General features: G+C 66.8%; 22 protein-coding genes and 2 riboswitches. Of the genes, 10 read left to right on the forward strand and 12 right to left on the reverse strand.

Annotated features, from left to right (window positions below):
• Window positions 1–34: 34 nt before the first annotated feature.
• On the reverse strand, window positions 35–1,102 hold the full coding sequence (cobW, locus tag H681_RS03095; protein ID WP_015475370.1) for a cobalamin biosynthesis protein CobW: 1,068 nt from the start codon (window positions 1,100–1,102) through the stop codon (window positions 35–37).
• Between the two features lie 235 nt (window positions 1,103–1,337).
• Window positions 1,338–1,532, reverse strand: a riboswitch (cobalamin riboswitch).
• Window positions 1,533–1,603: 71 nt separating this feature from the next.
• Window positions 1,604–1,822, forward strand: a riboswitch (cobalamin riboswitch).
• A 101-nt stretch (window positions 1,823–1,923) separates the two neighbouring features.
• Here cobW and H681_RS03100 point away from each other — a divergent pair.
• From H681_RS03100 to cobM, 4 genes are all read left to right on the forward strand, one after another.
• Complete coding sequence (locus tag H681_RS03100) at window positions 1,924–2,112, forward strand: CbtB domain-containing protein (protein ID WP_015475371.1); 189 nt, start codon at window positions 1,924–1,926, stop codon at window positions 2,110–2,112.
• Between the two features lie 93 nt (window positions 2,113–2,205).
• Window positions 2,206–2,916 (forward strand): CbtA family protein, encoded by a 711-nt coding sequence (locus H681_RS03105; protein WP_015475372.1) that lies wholly within the window; start codon window positions 2,206–2,208, stop codon window positions 2,914–2,916.
• 82 nt (window positions 2,917–2,998) lie between these two features.
• The gene (locus H681_RS03110) at window positions 2,999–3,415 is read left to right on the forward strand and encodes a cobalamin biosynthesis protein (protein WP_015475373.1); all 417 of its coding nucleotides are present in this window, start codon (window positions 2,999–3,001) and stop codon (window positions 3,413–3,415) included.
• Window positions 3,412–4,167: a precorrin-4 C(11)-methyltransferase gene (cobM, locus tag H681_RS03115; RefSeq protein ID WP_015475374.1), complete on the forward strand. Its 756-nt coding sequence runs from the start codon at window positions 3,412–3,414 to the stop codon at window positions 4,165–4,167. The genes H681_RS03110 and cobM overlap by 4 nt, the downstream gene beginning before the upstream one ends.
• Before the next feature lie 297 nt (window positions 4,168–4,464).
• Here cobM and mapR read toward each other — a convergent pair whose 3' ends face one another.
• Both mapR and ccoG read right to left on the reverse strand, forming a co-directional pair.
• Window positions 4,465–5,874: a GntR family transcriptional regulator MpaR gene (gene mapR, locus H681_RS03120; protein ID WP_015475375.1), complete on the reverse strand. Its 1,410-nt coding sequence runs from the start codon at window positions 5,872–5,874 to the stop codon at window positions 4,465–4,467.
• An 86-nt stretch (window positions 5,875–5,960) separates the two neighbouring features.
• Complete coding sequence (gene ccoG / locus H681_RS03125; RefSeq protein WP_015475376.1) at window positions 5,961–7,370, reverse strand: cytochrome c oxidase accessory protein CcoG; 1,410 nt, start codon at window positions 7,368–7,370, stop codon at window positions 5,961–5,963.
• A gap of 344 nt (window positions 7,371–7,714) precedes the next feature.
• Here ccoG and H681_RS03130 point away from each other — a divergent pair, with 344 nt between their 5' ends.
• From H681_RS03130 to H681_RS03145, 4 genes are all read left to right on the forward strand, one after another.
• Window positions 7,715–9,391: a nitrite/sulfite reductase gene (locus tag H681_RS03130; protein WP_015475377.1), complete on the forward strand. Its 1,677-nt coding sequence runs from the start codon at window positions 7,715–7,717 to the stop codon at window positions 9,389–9,391.
• Window positions 9,388–9,951 (forward strand): DUF934 domain-containing protein, encoded by a 564-nt coding sequence (locus tag H681_RS03135; protein WP_015475378.1) that lies wholly within the window; start codon window positions 9,388–9,390, stop codon window positions 9,949–9,951. Before H681_RS03130 ends, H681_RS03135 begins: the two co-directional genes overlap by 4 nt.
• A gap of 140 nt (window positions 9,952–10,091) precedes the next feature.
• Window positions 10,092–10,976, forward strand: coding sequence for a sugar nucleotide-binding protein (locus H681_RS03140; protein WP_015475379.1), 885 nt, complete (start codon window positions 10,092–10,094; stop codon window positions 10,974–10,976).
• Window positions 10,969–11,916 carry an NAD-dependent epimerase/dehydratase family protein gene (locus H681_RS03145; protein ID WP_015475380.1) on the forward strand — a complete coding sequence of 316 codons (948 nt, stop codon included), beginning with the start codon at window positions 10,969–10,971 and terminating at the stop codon, window positions 11,914–11,916. The genes H681_RS03140 and H681_RS03145 overlap by 8 nt, the downstream gene beginning before the upstream one ends.
• On the opposite strand, the gene H681_RS03150 is transcribed toward H681_RS03145, so the two are convergent.
• The 6 genes from H681_RS03150 to H681_RS03175 all read right to left on the reverse strand — a co-directional run bounded on the left by H681_RS03150 (window position 11,897) and on the right by H681_RS03175 (window position 16,268).
• Window positions 11,897–12,253, reverse strand: a complete 357-nt coding sequence (locus H681_RS03150) for a SirB2 family protein (protein ID WP_015475381.1) — start codon at window positions 12,251–12,253, stop codon at window positions 11,897–11,899. The genes H681_RS03145 and H681_RS03150 overlap by 20 nt on opposite strands.
• 57 nt (window positions 12,254–12,310) lie before the next feature.
• Window positions 12,311–13,030, reverse strand: coding sequence for an OmpW family outer membrane protein (locus tag H681_RS03155; RefSeq protein WP_015475382.1), 720 nt, complete (start codon window positions 13,028–13,030; stop codon window positions 12,311–12,313).
• Between the two features lie 133 nt (window positions 13,031–13,163).
• Complete coding sequence (locus H681_RS03160; protein WP_015475383.1) at window positions 13,164–13,685, reverse strand: DUF3299 domain-containing protein; 522 nt, start codon at window positions 13,683–13,685, stop codon at window positions 13,164–13,166.
• Window positions 13,686–13,694: 9 nt separating this feature from the next.
• Window positions 13,695–14,960 carry an ABC transporter permease gene (locus H681_RS03165; protein WP_015475384.1) on the reverse strand — a complete coding sequence of 422 codons (1,266 nt, stop codon included), beginning with the start codon at window positions 14,958–14,960 and terminating at the stop codon, window positions 13,695–13,697.
• A gap of 2 nt (window positions 14,961–14,962) precedes the next feature.
• Window positions 14,963–15,670: an ABC transporter ATP-binding protein gene (locus H681_RS03170; RefSeq protein WP_015475385.1), complete on the reverse strand. Its 708-nt coding sequence runs from the start codon at window positions 15,668–15,670 to the stop codon at window positions 14,963–14,965.
• A gap of 16 nt (window positions 15,671–15,686) precedes the next feature.
• Entirely contained in the window at window positions 15,687–16,268 is a 582-nt protein-coding gene (locus H681_RS03175) for a DUF2796 domain-containing protein (RefSeq protein ID WP_015475386.1), read from the reverse strand.
• A gap of 129 nt (window positions 16,269–16,397) precedes the next feature.
• Between H681_RS03175 and H681_RS03180 the strand changes: the two genes are divergently transcribed.
• Window positions 16,398–16,751: a hypothetical protein gene (locus H681_RS03180; RefSeq protein ID WP_015475387.1), complete on the forward strand. Its 354-nt coding sequence runs from the start codon at window positions 16,398–16,400 to the stop codon at window positions 16,749–16,751.
• A 97-nt stretch (window positions 16,752–16,848) separates the two neighbouring features.
• On the opposite strand, the gene trxA is transcribed toward H681_RS03180, so the two are convergent.
• From trxA to H681_RS03195, 3 genes are all read right to left on the reverse strand, one after another.
• Window positions 16,849–17,718: a thioredoxin gene (gene trxA / locus H681_RS03185; RefSeq protein WP_015475388.1), complete on the reverse strand. Its 870-nt coding sequence runs from the start codon at window positions 17,716–17,718 to the stop codon at window positions 16,849–16,851.
• A 199-nt stretch (window positions 17,719–17,917) separates the two neighbouring features.
• A complete protein-coding gene (locus H681_RS03190; RefSeq protein WP_015475389.1) occupies window positions 17,918–18,574 on the reverse strand; it encodes a class I SAM-dependent methyltransferase in 657 nt (218 codons plus the stop codon).
• Window positions 18,571–19,020, reverse strand: coding sequence for a YbaY family lipoprotein (locus H681_RS03195; protein ID WP_015475390.1), 450 nt, complete (start codon window positions 19,018–19,020; stop codon window positions 18,571–18,573). The genes H681_RS03190 and H681_RS03195 overlap by 4 nt, the downstream gene beginning before the upstream one ends.
• A gap of 138 nt (window positions 19,021–19,158) precedes the next feature.
• Here H681_RS03195 and nrdR point away from each other — a divergent pair, with 138 nt between their 5' ends.
• Window positions 19,159–19,623: a transcriptional regulator NrdR gene (gene nrdR, locus H681_RS03200; protein ID WP_015475391.1), complete on the forward strand. Its 465-nt coding sequence runs from the start codon at window positions 19,159–19,161 to the stop codon at window positions 19,621–19,623.

Below are 19,623 nucleotides of genomic sequence, written 5' to 3' on the forward strand. Positions count from 1 at the left end.
TTCGCGAGCAAGCTCGCTCCTACGAAAAGCAGTGTTACGCCAGGGCGGTACGCAGCTCGTTGCTGATGGCGGCCTGGTCCAGTTCCTGGCCGATCACGACCAGGCGGGTGCTGCGGGTTTCGTCGCTGCGCCAGGCGCGGTCGAAGTGCTTGTCGAAGCGTTTGCCGACGCCCTGCACCAGCAGGCGCATGGGTTTGCCGGGGATGGCGACGAAGCCCTTGATGCGCAGCACGGCGTGGCGCTCGACCAGCGCGTTCAGCACATCGAGCAGGGCGCGCTCTTCCACTTCCGGCAGGTCGACGTGGAAGGAGTCGAACTCGTCGTGGTGGTGATCTTCATGGCCTTCGTGCTCTTCATTGGAGTGGACGTGATGAGTCGGGCGGCTGTCGATGTGCAGCTCGGCTTCGGCGTTCAGCCCCAGCAGCACCGAGAGCGGCAGCTGGCCGGAGTTGGCTTCGACGATCTTCACCGCCGGCGGCAACTCCTCGGCGACTTCGGCACGCACGCGGGCCAGCGCCTCGGCGTCGAGCAGGTCGGCCTTGTTCAGTACCACCAGGTCGGCGCTGGCCAGCTGGTCTTCGAAGAGTTCGTGCAGCGGCGATTCGTGGTCCAGGTTCGGGTCCTGCTTGCGCTGCTCGTCCACCTGCTCGGGGTGGGCGGCGAAGGTGCCGGCGGCCACTGCCGGGCTGTCGACCACGGTGATCACCGCGTCCACGGTGCAGGCGTTGCGGATTTCCGGCCACTGGAAGGCCTGCACCAGCGGCTTGGGCAGGGCCAGGCCCGAGGTCTCGATGAGGATCTGGTCGAGGTCGCCACGGCGCGCCACCAGTTCGCGCATCACCGGGAAGAACTCTTCCTGCACGGTGCAGCACAGGCAGCCGTTGGCCAGCTCGAAGACGCGGCCGACCGCCTCTTCTTCGCTGCAACCGATGGAGCACTGCTTGAGGATTTCGCCGTCGATGCCCAGCTCGCCGAATTCGTTGACGATCACCGCGATGCGGCGGCCCTCGGCATTGTCGAGCATGTGGCGCAGGAGGGTGGTTTTGCCGGCACCGAGGAAGCCGGTGACGATGGTGACGGGGAGTTTGGCCAGGGTTTTCATGCGCGCCTCGCAAGTGGACATTGGAGGGCGGATGAAGGGCGCGCGCGCGGGTTCGCCGCGCAACGAAGGTCGCCACCGGATCACCCCGCCCGGTTGTCTGTTGATAACGAACCGGTTCCGGATCTCGCGAGCTAGAGCCAGGCAAGGCGGAGGATCGTCGGGGACGCGGAGTTGACTGTAGTCAATGAGCAGTCCACGACGATCCGCCAACGCAGCATGGCCGACGCGCAGCAGATCGAAAACCAGTCACGAGGCAGGTCTCCTGGCTCACAGCCCTTGATCGTCCTTTCGCCTTCCCGCCGTAGTCGGCAGTGGCGTGTGAAAGAACAGGCTGTTCACAGTTGCGGGGGCAGCCGTGGCGCATCCGAAGATTTCCACGTTCCCTCTTAGCTCCGGCCAGTGCCGGAGAACCTCGAAGGGAGGAAGGCTACGCAGCGTGGCCGGGGCGGTCAATCGCCGGGGATCGGGCGACGCGCAGTTGACGCTGCGGGACTGCCGTGGTCAGCTAGCGCGGTTTCAGGTGTCTCGCGCCGACGCGCGCGAGGTGAAACGGGAAGCCGGTGCGTCCGCAAGGACCAGTCCGGCGCTGCCCCCGCAACGGTAAGCGCATCGAGGGTCGTCAGTAGCCACTGTGCCAAGGCATGGGAAGGCTGGCCCATCCGGCGAGAGTCTCTCGCTGGCGTCGCAAGCCCGGAGACCGGCCTGGAATCCTCACATTTTGGCAAACCCGCGGTGGGCGGGCGCAGGCCGTGGCGCGACCGATCCGGCGCGTTCGAATGCGTTCAACCTCTGCGTTCTCACTCTTTTCAGAGGGAACGTTCATGTCCAGCAGCATCCTGACGCAACAGGCGTCGAGTACTTCCATCCCCCTTTCCAAGCGCATCAGCCTGGCCGTTGGCGCCAGCCTGCTCGGTGCGCTGCTGGTGTATTTCGCCGGTTTCTCTCATCTGGAAGCAGTGCACAACGCTGCCCACGATACCCGCCATAGTGCGGGCTTCCCCTGCCACTGACGCACGCTGCCTGCGCGTAAGCGCAGCGTATTCGAGGCACTCGCGATCGCTGGTTCGCCGCGCTCGAGGTCTCGTTTCGTCCGGAGAACTGCAATGATCAAACGTATCGCCCAGACCGCCGGATTCGCCGGTCTGATCGCCGCGCTGGTGCTGACCGTGGTCCAGCTGCTGTGGGTATCCCCGCTGATCCTCAAGGCGGAAACCTATGAGAAATCCGAGCCGGCCGCCGCACTGGTCGAAGAACATGCCCATGAGCACGCCGACGGCGCAGTTGCGGGTCATCACCATGACGAGGAAGCCTGGGAGCCGGAAGATGGCTGGCAGCGCATCCTCTCCACCACCGGCGGCAATCTGGTGGTCGCGGTGGGTTTCGCGCTGATGCTCGCGGGCCTGTTCACCCTGCGTGAGCCGGGCAAGACCTCCGAAGGCCTGCTCTGGGGCCTGGCCGGTTTTGCCGTGTTCAACCTGGCGCCGTCCCTCGGCCTGCCGCCGGAAGTCCCCGGCACCGCCGCCGCGGATCTGAGCCTGCGGCAGACCTGGTGGATCGGCACTGCCGCCGCCACCGCCGCCGGTCTCGCGCTGCTGGTGTTCGGCCGCCACTGGGCGCTGCGCATCGTCGGCCTTGCGTTGCTGGTGGTGCCGCACGTGATCGGCGCGCCGCAGCCGGAAGTGCATTCCAGCCTCGCGCCGGAAAGCCTGGCTCACGAGTTCATCGTCGCCTCGCTGGTCACCAACGCGGTGTTCTGGGCGGCCCTGGGTCTGGTGGCCGCCTGGTTGTTCCGCCGTTTCGCCCCCTCGGCCTGATTCGCCGCTATGCTCGACCCCGCAGCCGGCCCAGCCGCCTGCGGGGTTTTCATTTACAGGTGTCACTTCCAGGAGAATGCCGATGACGCTGGTTGCCGGCCTCGGTTGCCGCCGGGGCTGCCCGCTCGATGAACTGCATGCCTTGCTACGGGATACGCTGGCCGAGGCCGGGCTCGACGAGTCCCATCTCACCGCCCTGGCCAGCGCCACGCTGAAAGCCGACGAAGAGGGGCTGACCGCCCTGGCTGCTGCCCTCGACTTGCCGCTGGCGCTGTTCACACCGCAACAATTGGCGGCCTGCGAGAGGAACCTGGGCGAGCCTTCTGAAACTGTGCGCGCGGCCACCGGCAGCGCGAGCGTGGCCGAAGCGGCGGCATTGCTGCAGGCCGAGGCGCAAGGTGGTGCGCCGGCACGCCTGCTGGTGGGCAAGCGCCGCAGCGAGCAAGCCACCTGCGCGCTGGCTTTCATCCCCGTCGAATCCGAGCGGGAGCAGCCATGACGGTCTATTTCATCGGTGCCGGTCCTGGCGATCCCGAGCTCATCACGGTCAAGGGCCAGCGGCTGATCCGCACCTGCCCGGTGATCCTTTACGCAGGTTCCCTGGTGCCGCCGGCCGTGCTGGAAGGGCACAGCGCCGAGCGCGTGGTGAATACCGCCGAACTGAACCTGGAGGAGATCGTCGAGCTGCTGACGCAGGCCCACGCGGAGGGCAAGGACGTCGCGCGGGTGCACTCCGGCGATCCCTCGCTGTACGGCGCCATCGGCGAGCAGATCCGTCACCTGCGCGAGCGCGGCATTCCCTACGAGATCATTCCCGGCGTCACTGCCACCTCGGCCTGCGCGGCGATCCTCGGTTGCGAGCTGACCCTGCCGGAGATATCCCAGACGTTGATCCTCACCCGCTACGCCAGCAGGACGCGTATGCCCGAGGGCGAGTCGCTGGCCGAGCTGGCGCAACACCAAGCGACCCTGGCCATTCACCTGGGCATCGGTCAACTGGCGAACATCGTCGCCGAACTGCTGCCGCACTACGGTGCGGATTGTCCCGTCGCGGTGATCCATCGCGCCAGTTGGCCGGATCAGGACCAGGTCACCGGCACCCTCGGCGATATCCTGCCCAAGGCGCAGGCCAAGGGTTTCCGCCGTACGGCTTTGATTCTGGTCGGGAAGGTGCTGGGGGCGGAGGGGTTTGCCGATTCGTCGCTGTACAGCACGGGGCATACGCATCTGTATCGCGGGGGCACCTTGTAGGAGCGAGCTTGCTCGCGAACGGAACTCACCCGATACACCGTACCGAAGCGGTTCGCGAGCAAGCTTGCTTCTACGAAAAGCTGTTCAGGCTCGCCACTTATCGGCGCGCGGCAGCATCCCGCGCCGCAGGTACCAGCGCACGCCCCAATGCACGCCGAGCGCGGCGCACACTGTGAGCAGGATCACCAGGCTTTCCGCATCCACGGCTACTTCCCTCGTCCGAACGCTTCCTGACAGGGTATGTCCGCGACAAACCGTCGCACAGATACAGATCGTTTCCGAATGTACGGATCAGTCCTACAGCGAGTGAATGATCCGCCCGAGGGTTTCCATCGCCTGCTCGCTGATGGCCGTCCACGGGTGGCCGTAGTTGAGTCGCAGGCAGTGGCCGAAGCGCCTGGTCGCCGAGAAGATCGGCCCCGGCGCCAGGCTGATGCCCTGAGCCAGGGCGAGCTGGAACAGCTTGAGCGCGTCGATGTGCTCGGGTAGCTCCAGCCACAGGAAGTAGCCGCCGCTGGGCCGGGTGACGCGGGTGGCGGCGGGGAAGTGGCGGGCCACGGCGGCGAGCATCGCGTGCTGCTGGCTTTCCAGCGCGTGGCGCAGCTTGCGCAGGTGGCGGTCGTAGCCGCCATGCTGCAGGTAGTCGGCGATGGCCGCCTGGGCCGGCACCGAGGCCGACAGGCTGGTCATCAGCTTGAGCCGCTCGATCTGCTCGGCGTAGCGCCCGCCGGAGACCCAGCCGACCCGGTAGCCCGGCGCCAGGCTCTTGGAGAAGGAGCTGCAGTGCATCACCAGCCCTTCGCTGTCGAAGGCCTTCACCGGCTTGGGCGCCTGGGCGGCGAAGTACAGTTCGGCGTAGACGTCGTCCTCGATCAGCGGCACCTGGTGCTTCGTCAGCAGCGCAGCGAGGGCGCGTTTCTTGTCCTCGGCCATGCTTGCGCCCAGCGGGTTCTGGAAGTTGCTCATGAACCAGCAGGCCTTGATCGGCAGGCGCGCCAGGCTATCGGCGAGCACATCCAGGTCGATGCCCTCGCGCGGGTGCACGGGGATTTCCACCGCCTTGAGTTTCAGGCGTTCGAGCACCTGCAGGCTGGCGTAGAAGGCCGGCGCCTCGATGGCCACCAGGTCGCCCGGCTGGGTGACCACCTGCAGGCACAGGTTCAGCGCTTCCAGCGCGCCGTTGGTGACCACCAGTTCCTCCACCGGCAGCGGCATGCCGCCGACCATGTAGCGCAGGGCGATCTGTCGGCGCAGCGAGTGGCTGCCGGGGGCCAGGTCGGACACTGTGGCGCGAGGGTCCATGTCGCGTACGGCGTGGGCCATGGAGCGCGCCAGGCGCGGCAGGGGGAACAGCTCCGGCGCCGGGAAGGCCGAGCCGAAGGGCACGGTGTCCGGATCCTTGATCGAGCTGAGCACCGAGAACACCAGTTCGCTGACGTCCACCTCGGTGGTCTGCGCGTCGTGGCGGGCGATTTCCGGCTCGGCCAGGGCGCGCTGTACGTGTTCGCGGACGAAGTAGCCCGAGCGCGCGCGGGCGACGATCAGCCCGCGATCCTCCAGCAGGTAATAGGCCTGGAACACGGTGGACGCGCTGACCCCATAGGTGCGGCTGGCGTGCCGCACCGAGGGGACCTTCTGCCCGGGAGCGAGCACGCCGCTGCGGATCAGGCCGGCGATCTCGTCGGCGAATTTCTCGTAGCGCTTCATCTTGTCCTGCACGGCGGCCTGAGGGGTGGAAGAATCCGCCCACTCTAGGCGCTGCGCCGAGGTCACGCCAAGCTCCCGAGCCATGCTCAGCGCCTCGGCGAGACGAAGGTGCTGGCGGCGTCGATGGCCTCGTTGCCGTCACTGACCTTGAAGTGCAGCGGCACCGAGCCGCCGGCGCTGCTCTGCGCCAGGCTTGCCACCGAGACGGCGAAGTCGCGGATCTCGCCCGGTTGCAGCATCAGTTCCGGTACGCCCTGCAGGCGATAGCCGACGCCATCGGCGAGGCTCAGTTGGTAATGCTGCGCCTGCTGGGTCTTGTTGATCAGCTTGAGGTTGTAGATGTTCTCGATCTCGCCGGCGGCGTTCTCGCGGAACAGTCCACGGTCGCGGGCGACGTCGAGGTTGATCAGCGGCCGCGCTTCCAGCGCCCAGACGAAGGCACCGATCATCACCAGCAGCACCGCCGCATAGCCGATCAGGCGCGGGCGCAGCAGGTGGGTCTTGCCGCCTTCCAGCGCGCTTTCCGAGGTGTAGCGCACCAGGCCGCGGTCGTAACCCATCTTGTCCATCACCGAGTCGCAGGCGTCGATGCAGGCGGCGCAGCCGATGCAGGCGATCTGCAGGCCGTCGCGGATGTCGATGCCGGTAGGGCAGACCTGCACGCACTGGTAGCAATCGATGCAGTCGCCCAGACCGAGCGCCTTGGGATCGGCGTCCTTCTTGCGCGCGCCACGGGATTCACCGCGCGCCGCGTCGTAGGAAATGATCAGGGTGTCCTTGTCGAACATCACGCTCTGGAAGCGCGAATACGGGCACATGTGGATGCACACCTGCTCGCGCAGCCAGCCGGCGTTGGCGTAGGTGGCGGCGGCGAAGAAGGCGACCCAGAAGGTGCTTTCCAGATCGAGCCTGAACATGAACAGGTCCGCCACCAGCGGCCGCACCGGCGTGAAATAGCCGATGAAGGTGATCGCCGTGACCATGCTGATCAGCAGCCAGAGGCCGTGCTTGGCGCCCTTGCGCAGGACTTTCTCCGCGCTCGCCGGGCCCTGGTCGCGCTTGATGCGCTGGTTGCGGTCGCCCTCGGTGACCTGCTCGGCCCACATGAAGACCCAGGTCCACACGCTCTGCGGGCAGGTGTAGCCGCACCAGACGCGGCCGGCGAACACCGTGATGAAGAACAGGCCGAAGGCGGCGATGATCAGGATCGCCGAGAGCAGGATGAAATCCTGCGGCCAGAAGGTCGCGCCGAAGATGTAGAACTTGCGCTCGGGCAGGTCCCAGAGCACCGCCTGGCGGCCGTTCCATTGCAGCCACAGGGTGCCGAAGAACAGCAGGAACAGCAGGCCGCCGCCGAGGCGCCGCAGGTCGCGGAAACGCCCGGCGAAGCGCTTGGTGTAGACCGTCGGGGTCACCGCCGACAGCGGTTTTGGCGGCGGGGTGAAACGTTGCGGTGCGTCGATCTCGATGACCTTCGCGGGGATTCTGTCGCTCATTGTCGTGGCCCATCAGGCAGAAGAGGCGCCGCGACTGTACGAACCGCTCTGCACCCGAAACAGATTCAGGTTCGCCGGAAAAAACCATATCAGATGACGAAAAGCGCTCCGTCCCGCGCTGCCAAAGGCCTGGCGTGCTGCGCGATGGAGCGACTGATCGGGCCTGTTGCGGCAACCGGTCGCAGGCCGTCGGGGCAGGGGCGTGGCGCATCTGATCCGGTTTTTCCGGCGTGATCTGCCGCTGTTTTGCACAGCAGGCGCCGGCCACTATTCGCTCAACCGCAAAGTAGTGCGCCGGACGACAGAAGCAGGCCGCTACGCAACGTCCCGAAGGTGGCCTGGCGATGTACCGATACGACGATTACGACCGCGCCCTGGTGCGCGAACGGGTGGTGCAGTTCCGTGACCAGGTGCAGCGGCGCCTGGCCGACGAGCTGAGTGAGGAAGAGTTCCTTCCCCTGCGCCTGCAGAACGGCCTGTACCTGCAGAAGCACGCCTACATGCTGCGGGTGGCGATTCCCTACGGCACCCTGTCCAGCGAGCAGATGCGCACCCTGGCCTGGATCGCCCGCGAGCACGACCGCGGCTACGGCCACTTCACCACGCGGCAGAACATCCAGTTCAACTGGGTCGAGCTGGCGCGCGTGCCGGACATCCTCGAGCGCCTGGCGGACGTCGAGATGCACGCCATCCAGACCTCCGGCAACTGCGTGCGCAACATCACCACCGAGGCTTTCGCCGGCGTTGCCGCCGACGAGTATCTCGACCCGCGCCCGCTGGCGGAGATTCTCCGCCAGTGGTCGACGGTGAACCCCGAATTCCTCTTCCTGCCGCGCAAGTTCAAGATCGCCCTCTGCGCCGCCGAGGAAGACCGCGCGGCGGTGATGATGCACGACATCGGCCTCTACCTGCGCCGCGCCGAAGACGGCGAGCTGCGTCTGAAGGTGATGGTCGGTGGCGGGCTGGGGCGCACGCCGATGCTTGGCCAGGTGATTCGCGACGACCTGCCCTGGCAGCACCTGCTGTCCTACGTCGAGGCCATCCTGCGCGTGTACAACCGGTACGGCCGGCGCGACAACAAGTACAAGGCACGGATCAAGATCCTGGTGAAGGCGCTGGGCATCGAGGCGTTCTCCCGCGAAGTGGAGGAGGAGTGGCAGCACCTGCGCGACGGCGAGGCGCAACTGACGCTCGATGAGTACCAGCGTGTCGCGGCGGCGTTCGATCCGCCGAGCTACAGGGAGAATCAGGAATCGGCCGACGAGCTGGCCTACGGCACCGCGTTGGCCGCCGACGCCGCCTTCGCCCGCTGGGTCTCGCGCAATGTGCGCCCGCACCGGGTGCCGGGCTATGCCAGCGTGGTGCTGTCCACCAAGCCGGGCGCCGAGGCGCCGCCGGGGGACGTGACCGCCGAGCAGATGGAACAGGTGGCCGATTGGGCCGAGCGCTTCGGCTTCGGCGAAATCCGTGTCGCCCACGAACAGAACCTGGTGCTGCCGGACGTGCGCAAGTCCGATCTCCATGCGCTCTGGCGGGAAGCCTGCGCGGCCGGCCTGGGTACGCCAAACCAGGGCCTGCTGACCGACATCATCGCCTGCCCCGGCGGCGATTTCTGCGCGCTGGCCAACGCCAAGTCGATCCCCATCGCCCAGGGCATCCAGCAGCGCTTCGAGGACCTCGACTACCTGCACGACCTGGGCGAACTCAGCCTGAACATCTCCGGCTGCATGAACGCCTGCGGCCATCACCACATCGGCAACATCGGCATCCTCGGCGTCGACAAGAACGGCAGCGAGTGGTACCAGATCACCCTCGGCGGCGCGCAGGGTGTGAAGAGCGCGCTGGGCAAGGTGATCGGCCCGTCGTTCAGCGCCGCCGAGGTGCCGGACGTGATCGAGGCGCTGGTGCGGACCTATGTGGAGCAGCGTGGCGCCGGCGAGCGCTTCGTCGAAACGGTCGAGCGCATCGGCCTGGAGCCTTTCAAGGCGCGGGTCTACTGCCAGGCGGAGGTGCCGGCATGAGGAACCTGATCCGCCTGCAGGATGGCGAGGCGCGGCTGGCGCCGGACGATGCATGGGAGCTGTTGCGCGAAGTGCCGGAAGAGTTGCCACCCGGAAACCTGATCCTGCCGCTGGAATCGTGGCTGGAGTGCAATCTCTGTAGGAGCGAGCTTGCTCGCGAACAGGATTCACCGCAGATACCGGAGCCGGGCGGTTCGCGAGCAAGCTCGCTCCTACAGAAAAGCGGCGTCTGGCTGGGGCCGGACGATGATCCGCAACGACTGGTCGGTCGGTTGGACGAACTGTCGCTGATCGCCATCGACTTCCCCAGTTTCCGCGACGGTCGCGGTTACAGCCTGGCCTACCTGTTGCGCAGCCGTCTCGGCTGGCGCGGGGAGTTGCGCGCGGTGGGCGACGTGCTGCGTGACCAGTTGGCGCATATGCGCCAGTGCGGTTTCGATGCCTTTGCCGTGCGCGAGGACAAGTCCGTGGAAGACGCGCTGAAGGGCCTGGCGGGCCTGAGCGTGCTCTATGGCCGCTCGGTGATCGAGCCGCGTCCGCTGTTCCGTCGCCGCTCCTAGACAGGAGTCGCCGCGCGCGGCAAAGGCTGCAGCGGGTCGGCCAAGCTTGACGCTGTGCCGGGGCACAGGAAAAATGCGGGCATCATCCCCGGCGCCTTGCGCGCCGGCGGTAACCCACGGATTCGAGTGACCCCCAGAATATGCGCATGCGCCTGATGCTGTTGGGTGGCGGTAATGCCCTTGGACAGGCGCTGATCCGCCTTGGCGCCGAGGAAGACATCGGCTTCCTCGCCCCCCGGCCTCCCGAAGGGGGCTGGGATGCCTCCAGCCTCACCGTCCTGCTGGATGACACCCGCCCCGATGCGGTGATCAACCTTGCCTACTACTTCGACTGGTTCCAGGCCGAGAGCGTCAGCGATGCCCGCCTGGCCAGCCAGGAACGTGCCGTGGAGCGCCTGGCCGAACTCTGCCAGCACCATGAGATCCTGCTGATCCAGCCGTCCAGCTATCGCGTGTTCGACGGCGCCCGCGCCACCGCCTACAGCGAGAAGGACGAGCCATTGCCCCTGGGCCCGCGTGGCCAGGCGCTGTGGCGCATGGAGCAATGGGTACGGGCGACCTGTCCGCGCCACGTACTGCTGCGCTTCGGCTGGCTGATCGACGATAGCCGCGAAGGTTCGCTCGGTCGCTTCCTTGAGCGCGCCGAAAAGGAACAGGTGCTGTTCCTCGCCGACGACCGGCGGGGCAACCCGACGCCGGTGGACGACGCCGCGCGGGTGATCCTCTCGGTGCTCAAGCAGCTCGATTGCCAGGCGCCGCTGTGGGGCACCTACCACTACGGCGGCCTGGAGGCCACGACCACCCTGTCCCTGGGCCAGGTGGTGCTCGGCGAGGCCCGCGCCTTCCGTGGCCTGGCCGTGCAGGAACCCAGCCCGCAGGCCCATGCCGTGCGCCCGGACGCCAACGATGAGCCGCAGCACGCGGTGCTCGCCTGCAAGAAAATCCTCCATACCTTCGGCATCAAGCCGCGCGCCTGGCGCGCCGGCCTGCCCGCCTTGCTGGATCGTTATTACCGCCATGTCTGATCATCCTTCCCCCTCCGCGCAGCCCATCCTCATCACCGGCGGTGCGGGGTTCATCGGCTCCCACCTGGCGGACGCGTTGCTGGCGCGGGGCTTTGCCGTGCGCGTGCTGGACGACCTGTCCACCGGCAAGCGCGAGAACCTCGATCCCCGCGTCGAACTGATCGTCGGTGACGTCGCTGATGAGGCTGCGCTGCGAGGCGCGGTGAGCGGTTGCCAGGGCGTCGCGCACCTGGCGGCCGTCGCTTCGGTGCAGGCGTCGGTGGAGGACCCGGTGGGCACCCACCGCGCCAACTTCATCGGCACCCTGAACCTCTGCGAGGCCATGCGTCAGGAGGGCATCCACCGGGTACTGTTCGCCTCCAGCGCGGCCGTCTACGGGCAGAACGGCGAAGGCACCGCCATCGACGAGACCACCGCCAAGGCGCCGCTGACGCCCTACGCGTCGGACAAGCTGGCCAGCGAGTACTACCTGGATTTCTATCGCCGCGAGCATGCTCTGCAACCGGCGATCTTCCGCTTCTTCAACGTCTACGGGCCGCGCCAGGACCCATCGTCGCCCTACTCGGGCGTAATCAGCATCTTCGCCCAGCGCGCCGAACAGGGCCTGCCGATCACCGTGTTCGGCGATGGCGAGCAGACCCGCGATTTCATCTATGTCGGCGACCTGGTCAAGCTGCTGGTGCAGGCTTTGCTGGCCGAGGGCGTGGCGGAGTCGGCGATCAATGTCGGACTGGATCAATCCACCAGCCTGAAGCAACTGCTGGCCGAAATCGGCAAGCTCACCGGCGGGCTGCCGCAGATCACCTACCAGCCGGCGCGCCCCGGCGATATCCGCCACTCGCGCGCGGACAACCGCCGGCTGCTGGCGCGCTACAGTCTGGACGCGCCCACGCCGCTGGCGGAAGGCCTCGCCCAACTGATCACCACCAGGGTTTGTTGATCGCCAGCAGGAAGATGCCGGACAGCGAACCCAGTGCCAGGACGCTGAACAGCGCCTTGCGCGGCTTCGAGGCGCTGCGCAGGGCGAAGGCCGCCAGCACGATGTAGAGCACCAGCAGGCCGATCTTGGCCTGTAGCCAGACCGGCAGCGGCCAGGGCATCGCCAGGTGTACCAGGCCCAGGGCACTGAGCAGCAGCAGGGTATCGATCAGGTGCGGCAGGCCACGCTGCCAGCCCGAGGGACGCTTGTCCCACCAGCTCAGGCCCAGGCGCAGGAGGAAAAGCAGAGTGCTGATGATCGCGAGGCTGACGTGCAGTGCTTTGAGTTCGAGGTACATACCGGTTCCCTAAAAACGAAAAAGGCGCCCTTGGGCGCCTTCTTCACGATTGCTCCGTTAGAAACGGTAGCCGAAACCGACCATGTAAACCCAGGGGTCGACGTCAACATCGACCTTGGTCTTCTGCACGCCTAGTGCAGTGGGGCCGTCGACGCTGGCCTTGGTGTCGATATCCATGTACCAGACCGCGGCGTTGACGAAGGCGTGTTCGTTGAGCATGTAGTCCATGCCCAGCTCGGCGGCCAGGCCCCAGGAGTCCTGCAGCTTCAGGTTGCTGAAACCCTGGTCCTTGCGGTTGCCGGCCAGGTCTTCGTCGAAGAAGGTGGTGTAGTTCACACCCAGGCCACCGTAGGGCTGGAAGGCGGAGCTGGTACCACCCAGGGGGTAGTACTGCAGCAGTACGGTCGGCGGCAGTTGCTTGATGTCAGCCAGCTTGCCGTCCAGGCCGGACAGGCCGGTGGCCTTGTTCAGGCCCTTGACGTCCACCTGGTGGCTGAACGGAGTGGCGGCGACCAGTTCGACGCCGATCTTGTCGGTGAGCAGGTAGGCGAAGGTCAGGCCCAGCTGGGTATCGCTGTTGACGGTAGCCTTGGTGCCGCTGACCTTGGCGCCGTCGAGCTTGATATCGGAACTGCTGTCGTCCGGTGCAACGGTGGCGATACCGCCGCGGACGAGGAAGTCCCCCGCCTTGTGTCCGCGGATGTCCGCAGCCTGGGCCACGACGGGCGTTGCGACGGCGAGTGCAAGAAGCGAGGTGGTGAGCCAGGGCTTGCGCATGATGAGCTCCATATCTCTTTGGTATAAGTGTTGGTGCCTCGAATAGTAGATAGTGCTAAAAGCTCACCTTTGACCTGGCTCAATAAAGCCCGCAGGATTTGTAGGATATCGGGGTGCGGCGAAGCGTCGCGCCTTATTCGCCGGTGTACTCGTAGGGTTCGATGCGACTCGCCTGCATCTGGTAGCCCGCCTCCGCCAGGTCGCTTTCCACGGCCTTCACGCTGAGCGTGCCGATGATCCAGAACGGCTGGTACAACTCATCCACCTTCACCCCCTTGCCGCCTCGAACATAGACGATCTGGTTCGACGGCGGAGCTGGCACGTGGATGCAGGCGCCGTAGTAGGGCACCAACAGGAAGTCGCGCACGGTCTGGCCATCTTCCTCCATTTCCAGAGGCACGATGTAGCCCGGTATTTTCACTTCGTGGCCGTCCAACTGCTGTACCACGGGTGCGTTGGGTATCTGCTGCTTCACCGCCGGGCCACTCTCCGAATTGAGTACATCGGAAAGCTTGGACATATCGTGCAGTGGCACCGGCGGCGGGGGCGGCGGTGCGCCTTCGGGGATCAGCTCGGGCCAGGTGAGTTCACGCGGCGTGCCTGCCCAGGTGGCGAAGCTGGTCAGCATCAGCAGCAGGAAAAGCAGGCGGCGCATCGGGGTTCCTCAGAGGCGAATGGACAGCCCATCGGCCAATGACTGCCGATAGGCGCGCCACGCCGGGACACAGCCGATCAGCAGCGCGGCCAGGAGTATGCCGCCCAGCAGCGCTCCTTCATAGGTACTGGGCGGCGTCAGCGGCAGGAAGATTCCGTAGCTGGCCTGCACGTAGCCCTGGCTGGCGGCGATGCCGGCGTAGAGCAGCCCGACACCCAGCGCCACGCCCGCCAGCGCCAGGGCGAAGGCCTCGGCCACCAGCAGCCCGAAGATGTGCCAGGGCCGCGCGCCCACCGAGCGCAGGATGGCCATCTCGCGGCGGCGTTCGTTGAGGCTGGTGAGGATCGCCGTGAGCATGCCGATCAGGCCGGTCAGCACGACGAACAGCGAGACCACGAACAGCGCCTTCTCCGCCGTGCCCATCAGGCCCCACAACTCTTGCAGCGCCACGCCCGGCAGGATCGCCATCAGCGGCTCGCCGCCGTACTCGTTGATCTGTCGCTGCAGGGTGAAGGTCGCGACCTTGCTCTTCAGGCCGAGCAGGAAGGCGGTGATCGCCTTGGGTTGCAGGTCCATGCCGCGCGCCTGATCCTCGCTGACGCGCGCGGCGCCGCGTGCCGGGACACCGTTCTGCCAGTCGACGTGCAGCGCCTCCATGCCCTGCAGCGAGATGTGCAGGGTGCGGTCCACCGGCGTGCCGGTGCGCTTGAGGATACCGACCACGGTGAACGGCTTGTCGTCGTGCTGCACCAGGCTGATGGTGCTGACGCCGTGGGCCAGGACGATCCTGTCGCCCAGCTTGTAATGCAGGGCCTGCGCGACTTCCGCGCCGAGCACCACGTCGAACAGGTCCTGGCCGAACGGCCGACCCTCGGCGAGTTCCAGCGTCTGCCCACGGCCGAAGCGGTAGTGCTCGAAGTAGCCGGTGTCGGTGCCCATGACGCGGTAGCCGCGGTGCGAATCGCCCAGGGAAATCGGGATGGCCCATTTCACCAGCGGGCTGTGGGTGACGGTTTCGTAGCTTTCCCAGCGGATGTTGTTGGTGGCGTTGCCGATGCGGAACACCGAGTAGAGCAGCAGGTTCACCGAGCCCGAGCGTGCACCGACGATCAGGTCGGTGCCGGAGATGGTGCTGGCGAAGCTGGCCTTGGCCTCGGTGCGCACGCGCTCCACCGCCAGCAGCAGGCAGGCGGAGAGGGCGATGGCGAAGATGGTCAGCAGCGCGGTGAAGCGGCGGTTGGACAGGCTGGCGAGCGCCAGGCGCAACAGGTACATGCTCAGATTCCCGGAGCGCGGGCGGCGCGGTTGAGGTCGGTCAGCGACAGGCTGCGATCGAACAGGGGCGCCAGGCTCTGGTCGTGGCTGACGAACAGCAGGCTGGCGCCGGCCTCGCGGCATTCGGCGAACAGCAATTGGAGGAAGGCTTCGCGGGCGTCGGCGTCCAGCGCCGAGGTCGGCTCGTCGGCGATCACCAGTTCCGGCTGGCCGATCAGTGCGCGGGCGGCGGCGACGCGCTGCTGCTGGCCGATCGACAGGCTGTCGGCGCGGCGCTCGATCAGCGCCGCATCGCCCAGGTCGAGGTGCCCCAGCAGTGCTTCGGCGGCCTTGGCCACGCTGCCGTGGCGCAGGGTCGCGCGCTCGGCGCGGCTGTGGGAGAAGTGGCAGGGCAGTTCGACGTTCTCCCGCACCGAGAGGAACGGCAGCAGGTTGAACTGCTGGAAGATGTAGCCGGTGTGGTCGACGCGAAAGTGATCGCGGCGCGCTGACTTCATCTGCGCGATGTCCTCGCCGAGAAGCTTCACGCTGCCACGCTGGGGGCGCTGTACGCCGCCGAGCAGGCCGAGCAGGGTGGTCTTGCCGCTGCCGGACGGGCCCTTGAGGAACAGGGTCTCGCCACGGGCCAGCGCGAAGGCGGGGATGTCCAGCAGCTCCGCCTGGCCGGGCCAGGCGAAGCCGAGGTTGTCGAGTTCGAGCAGTGCGGTCATTTCGTCTGTTCGGGAATCAGAAGTTCAGGGTCGGGTTGGCGGCGGTCAATTCTGCACCTTGCTGGCCGCTCGGGCCGATCAGTTGTACCTGAATCTTCTGGGTCGCCGGGAATCGCTTGAACAGCGGTGCGAAATCGAGGGTGGCAAGATCCTGCGGCTGGGCGCAGGTCAGCTGGTAGTGGGCATCGATGTCGGCGTGTTGGTGACCTTCGTGCTCGTCGTGGTCGCCATCTGCATGTTCGTGGTCATGATCGTGGTCTTCCGTCTTGGGCGCATCGCCGAACAGCGGGCTGGAGAGTTCCACCGACTGCACGCTGCACTGGGCCGAGGCGGGCAGGGCGAGCAGTTGCAGCGGCTGCTTGAGCTGGGCCTGCACGGCGGCGACCGTGGCCTTGTCGGCGTCGCTGGTGGCGGCGTGCTCGAAGCCGACGAAGTTCATCGCCGGGCTGTCCATCTCCAGCTCCAGGGTCTTGCCGTCGAGGGCGACGTTGAGCTGGGCGACGCCATGCTCGTGCTTGCCGAGGCTGCCGTGTTCATGTTCGTCGTGGGCTTGGGCGGCGATAGGCAGCAGGGCGACAGCGAGGAGCAGGGGGCGCATGGGAAACTCCGGTCCGTTGAATGATTTTGTTACGTTATAACAGATGAATTATTAACGCCAGCTTAGCGTGCGTTTGGCGCGCCGGCCGTGCCGTGGGAGCATGCGCGAAAGGCCGCGAGGAGAAGGGCGATGCTGAGAATCAAGGGCACCATCGGCGACTGGCCGGTGGACCTCACCGTGGAGATGGATGACGCCGACTGGGCGCGGCTGGCGCAGAACCTGCCGGCTGCCGCCGTGGCGCCGGTGGCCTCTGTCGAGCAGGCACCGGCAGCGAGCGCGCCGGTGGATCAGCTGTGGCTGGCGGCGCAGGACCTGCTGCGCCGCAGTGGCAGCAGCGAAGGGCCGCAACTGCTGGATGAGCTGGCGGCGCTGGCGGGCAGTGCCGGAGCGGCGAAGGGGCTGCTGGTGCGCCTGCGGCACAGCCCGAAGGTGAAGATCGAGGTGCGCGAGGGTGTGCAGGTGTTCAACTGGATCGAGGAGTAACGGCTTTTCGTAGGAGCGAGCTTGCTCGCGAACAGCCCGCCACGGGGTTGGTTCGCGAGCAAGCTCGCTCCTACAAGGGCGGTTCCGCCGCAGGGGATCAGTAGAGGACGTTCGCCAGCTTGCGGCGATAGGCGATCACCAGCGGGTGGTCGTTGCCCAGCAGGTCGAACACCTGGACCAGCGTCTTGCGCGGCAGGTCCTCGCCGTAGCTGCGGTTGCGCACGAACAGCTTGAGCAGGGCGTCCAGCGCCGCCTCGTACTGCTGGCGGGCCAGTTGCTGGACGGCCAGTTGGTACGTGGCTTCGTCGTCGTTGACGTCGGCAGCCAGGCGGGTCTTCAGCGTGGCAGCGTCCGGGAGGCCTTCGGCCTGGCGGAGGAAGGTCAGCTGGGCCTTGGCGGCGGCCAGCGCCTGCTTGTGATCGTCGCTCTTCACCGCGCCGAGCACGGTTTCGGCTTCGCCCAGTTCGCCGCGCTCGGCGAGGCAGCGGGCATAGAGGATCAGTGCGGCGGCGTTGCTGTTGTCTTCGCCCAGCAGGGCTTTCAACTGGGCTTCGGCCTCGGCGAAGCGACCCTCGCTGAAGGCGGCCTGCGCCAGTTCCAGCGGGTCGGCGGCCGCCGGAGCCGGAGGCTGCACGTGCTGTTCGAGCATCTGGCGGATCGCCGATTCGGGCTGCGCGCCGGCGAAGCCGTCCACCGGCTGGCCGTCCTTGAACAGCACCACGGTGGGCAGGCTGCGGATGCCGAAGCGCATCACGATGTCCTGCTCGACGTCGCAGTTGACCTTGGCCAGCAGCAGCTCGCCCCGGTAGGACTCGGTGATCTGCGCCAGCAGCGGCATCAGCGCCTTGCACGGGGCACACCAGTCGGCCCAGAAGTCCACCAGGACCGGCTTGTGGAAGGAGTTCTCGATGACCACCTGATCGAAGTTGGCGATCGAGGCGTCGAAGATGTAGGGCGTATCGCTCATGGGCAATCTCGGGCGAGTGGGGCGATGGGGTGGTTGCCACTATAAGTGGGGGCGCTCTTTTACGGAAACAACCTCCGGTTGGCGGGCGGCGTGGACGGGCTTTGCCCGCCTTTCGCGGACGGAGTCCGCTCCTGCGCGAGCAACGATGTTCCCCGTTACCCGCAGGAGCGGACTCCGTCCGCGATAAGGCCGCGAGAGGCTAGCCGCGCCGCGCGTGATACAGGCTGACGTGCCTGAATTCCGCCGGCTCCGCCAGATCCGGCCAGGTGCAGCCGTCGAGGATCGCCAGACGCTGATACAGCGGGTGGCTGAAGTCGCGGACCCGCGAGTCGGCCACCAGGGCTTCGCGGCCACGGCTGAGGAAGGCGTCCAGCAGCGGCAGGTTGGCGCGGTCGTAGAGCACGTCGGCGACGATGATCAGGTCGAAGCGGTCGATCTCCTTGAAGAAATCGTCCGAGTAGCTCAGCTCCACGCCGTTCAGTTCGGCGTTGGCGCGGCAGGCTTGCAGCGCCAGCGGGTCGAGGTCGCAGGCCACCACTTCGGCGGCGCCGGCTTTCGCGGCGGCGATGGCGGCGATGCCGGAGCCCGCGCCGAAATCCAGCACGCGCTTGCCGCGCACCCATTCCGGCTTGTCGGCCAGCCAGTGCGCCAGCACCAGGCCGCTGGCCCAGCAGAAGCACCAGTAGGGCGGCTCTTCGAGAATGCGCCGGGTTTCGTCCGGGCTGAAGGCGCGGTCCATGTTCTGCGCGTCGATCAGCCAGAGATCGATGTCGGTGCCGGGCAGGCGCTCGGCCACCAGGCGGGCGTCGCCCAGCAGTTCGCTCAGGGCCTGTTGCAGTTGCCGGGGCGCGCTCATGGTGCACGCTCCAGACGCAACTCGCCCAGGGCGCGGGTTTCCGGCCGGGTGATGCGCACCGGTGGCAGACGCCAGGCCAACTGGCCGGATTGCGAGACGCGGCCATGCAGCTCGACGCGGGCGTTGGCCGGGAAGGACTGCGGATTGAACACCAGGCGGAAGGGCAGGGCCTGCCCGGTGGCCAGCAGCTTTTCGCTGGAGAGCAAGCGCTGCGGGCGGTCGCGTTCATCGATCACCAGCAGCGCGAGCTCCACCTCGCCGCCAGCGGGCAGGTAGCCCTGGCTGCTGCTGAGCAGGCCGGTCAACTCGCGCATGTTGGCCGGCAGGACCGGCTCGACCACTGCGGCGCGGACAGGCGTGGTCTGCTGCGGGGGCGACGCCGGCTTGTCGCTGGAACAGGCGGCGAGCAGGGCGATGAGGGACAGGCAGAGAAGACGGGCGGACATGGGCGGACTCCATCGCGGCACATTTCCAGGCGGGCGCCTGTATAGCCTAAAGCGTCGGGCTTGTCTCGGGGGCCAGGGTTTCATTGGCGAAGCGATGCGCTACCATGAGCCTTTCCCTCATGCGTACAAGACCCGCCCATGCATTGTCCCTTCTGCGGCGCCCACGACACCAAAGTCATCGATTCGCGCCTGGTCGCCGAGGGCGATCAGGTTCGTCGCCGCCGCGAATGCCTGGCGTGCGGTGAGCGCTTCACCACTTTCGAGACCGCCGAACTGGTGATGCCGCGCCTGATCAAGCAGGATGGCAGCCGCCAGCCGTTCGACGAGGACAAGTTGCGCGCCGGCATGCAGCGCGCGCTGGAGAAGCGCCCGGTGAGCATCGAGCGGCTGGAGGAGGCGCTGGCGCATATCAAGCACAAGCTGCGCGCCACCGGCGAGCGCGAGGTGAAGTCGCGGGTGCTGGGGGAGTTGGTGATGGCCGAGCTGGAGAAGCTCGATGAAGTCGCCTATATCCGCTTCGCCTCGGTGTACCGCCGCTTCCAGGACCTCAACGAGTTCCGCGAGGAGATCGAGCGCCTGGCCCGCGAGCCGTCGAAAGAATGA

Source organism: Pseudomonas sp. ATCC 13867 (assembly GCF_000349845.1).
In the GTDB taxonomy this organism is placed as follows: Bacteria; Pseudomonadota; Gammaproteobacteria; order Pseudomonadales; family Pseudomonadaceae; genus Pseudomonas.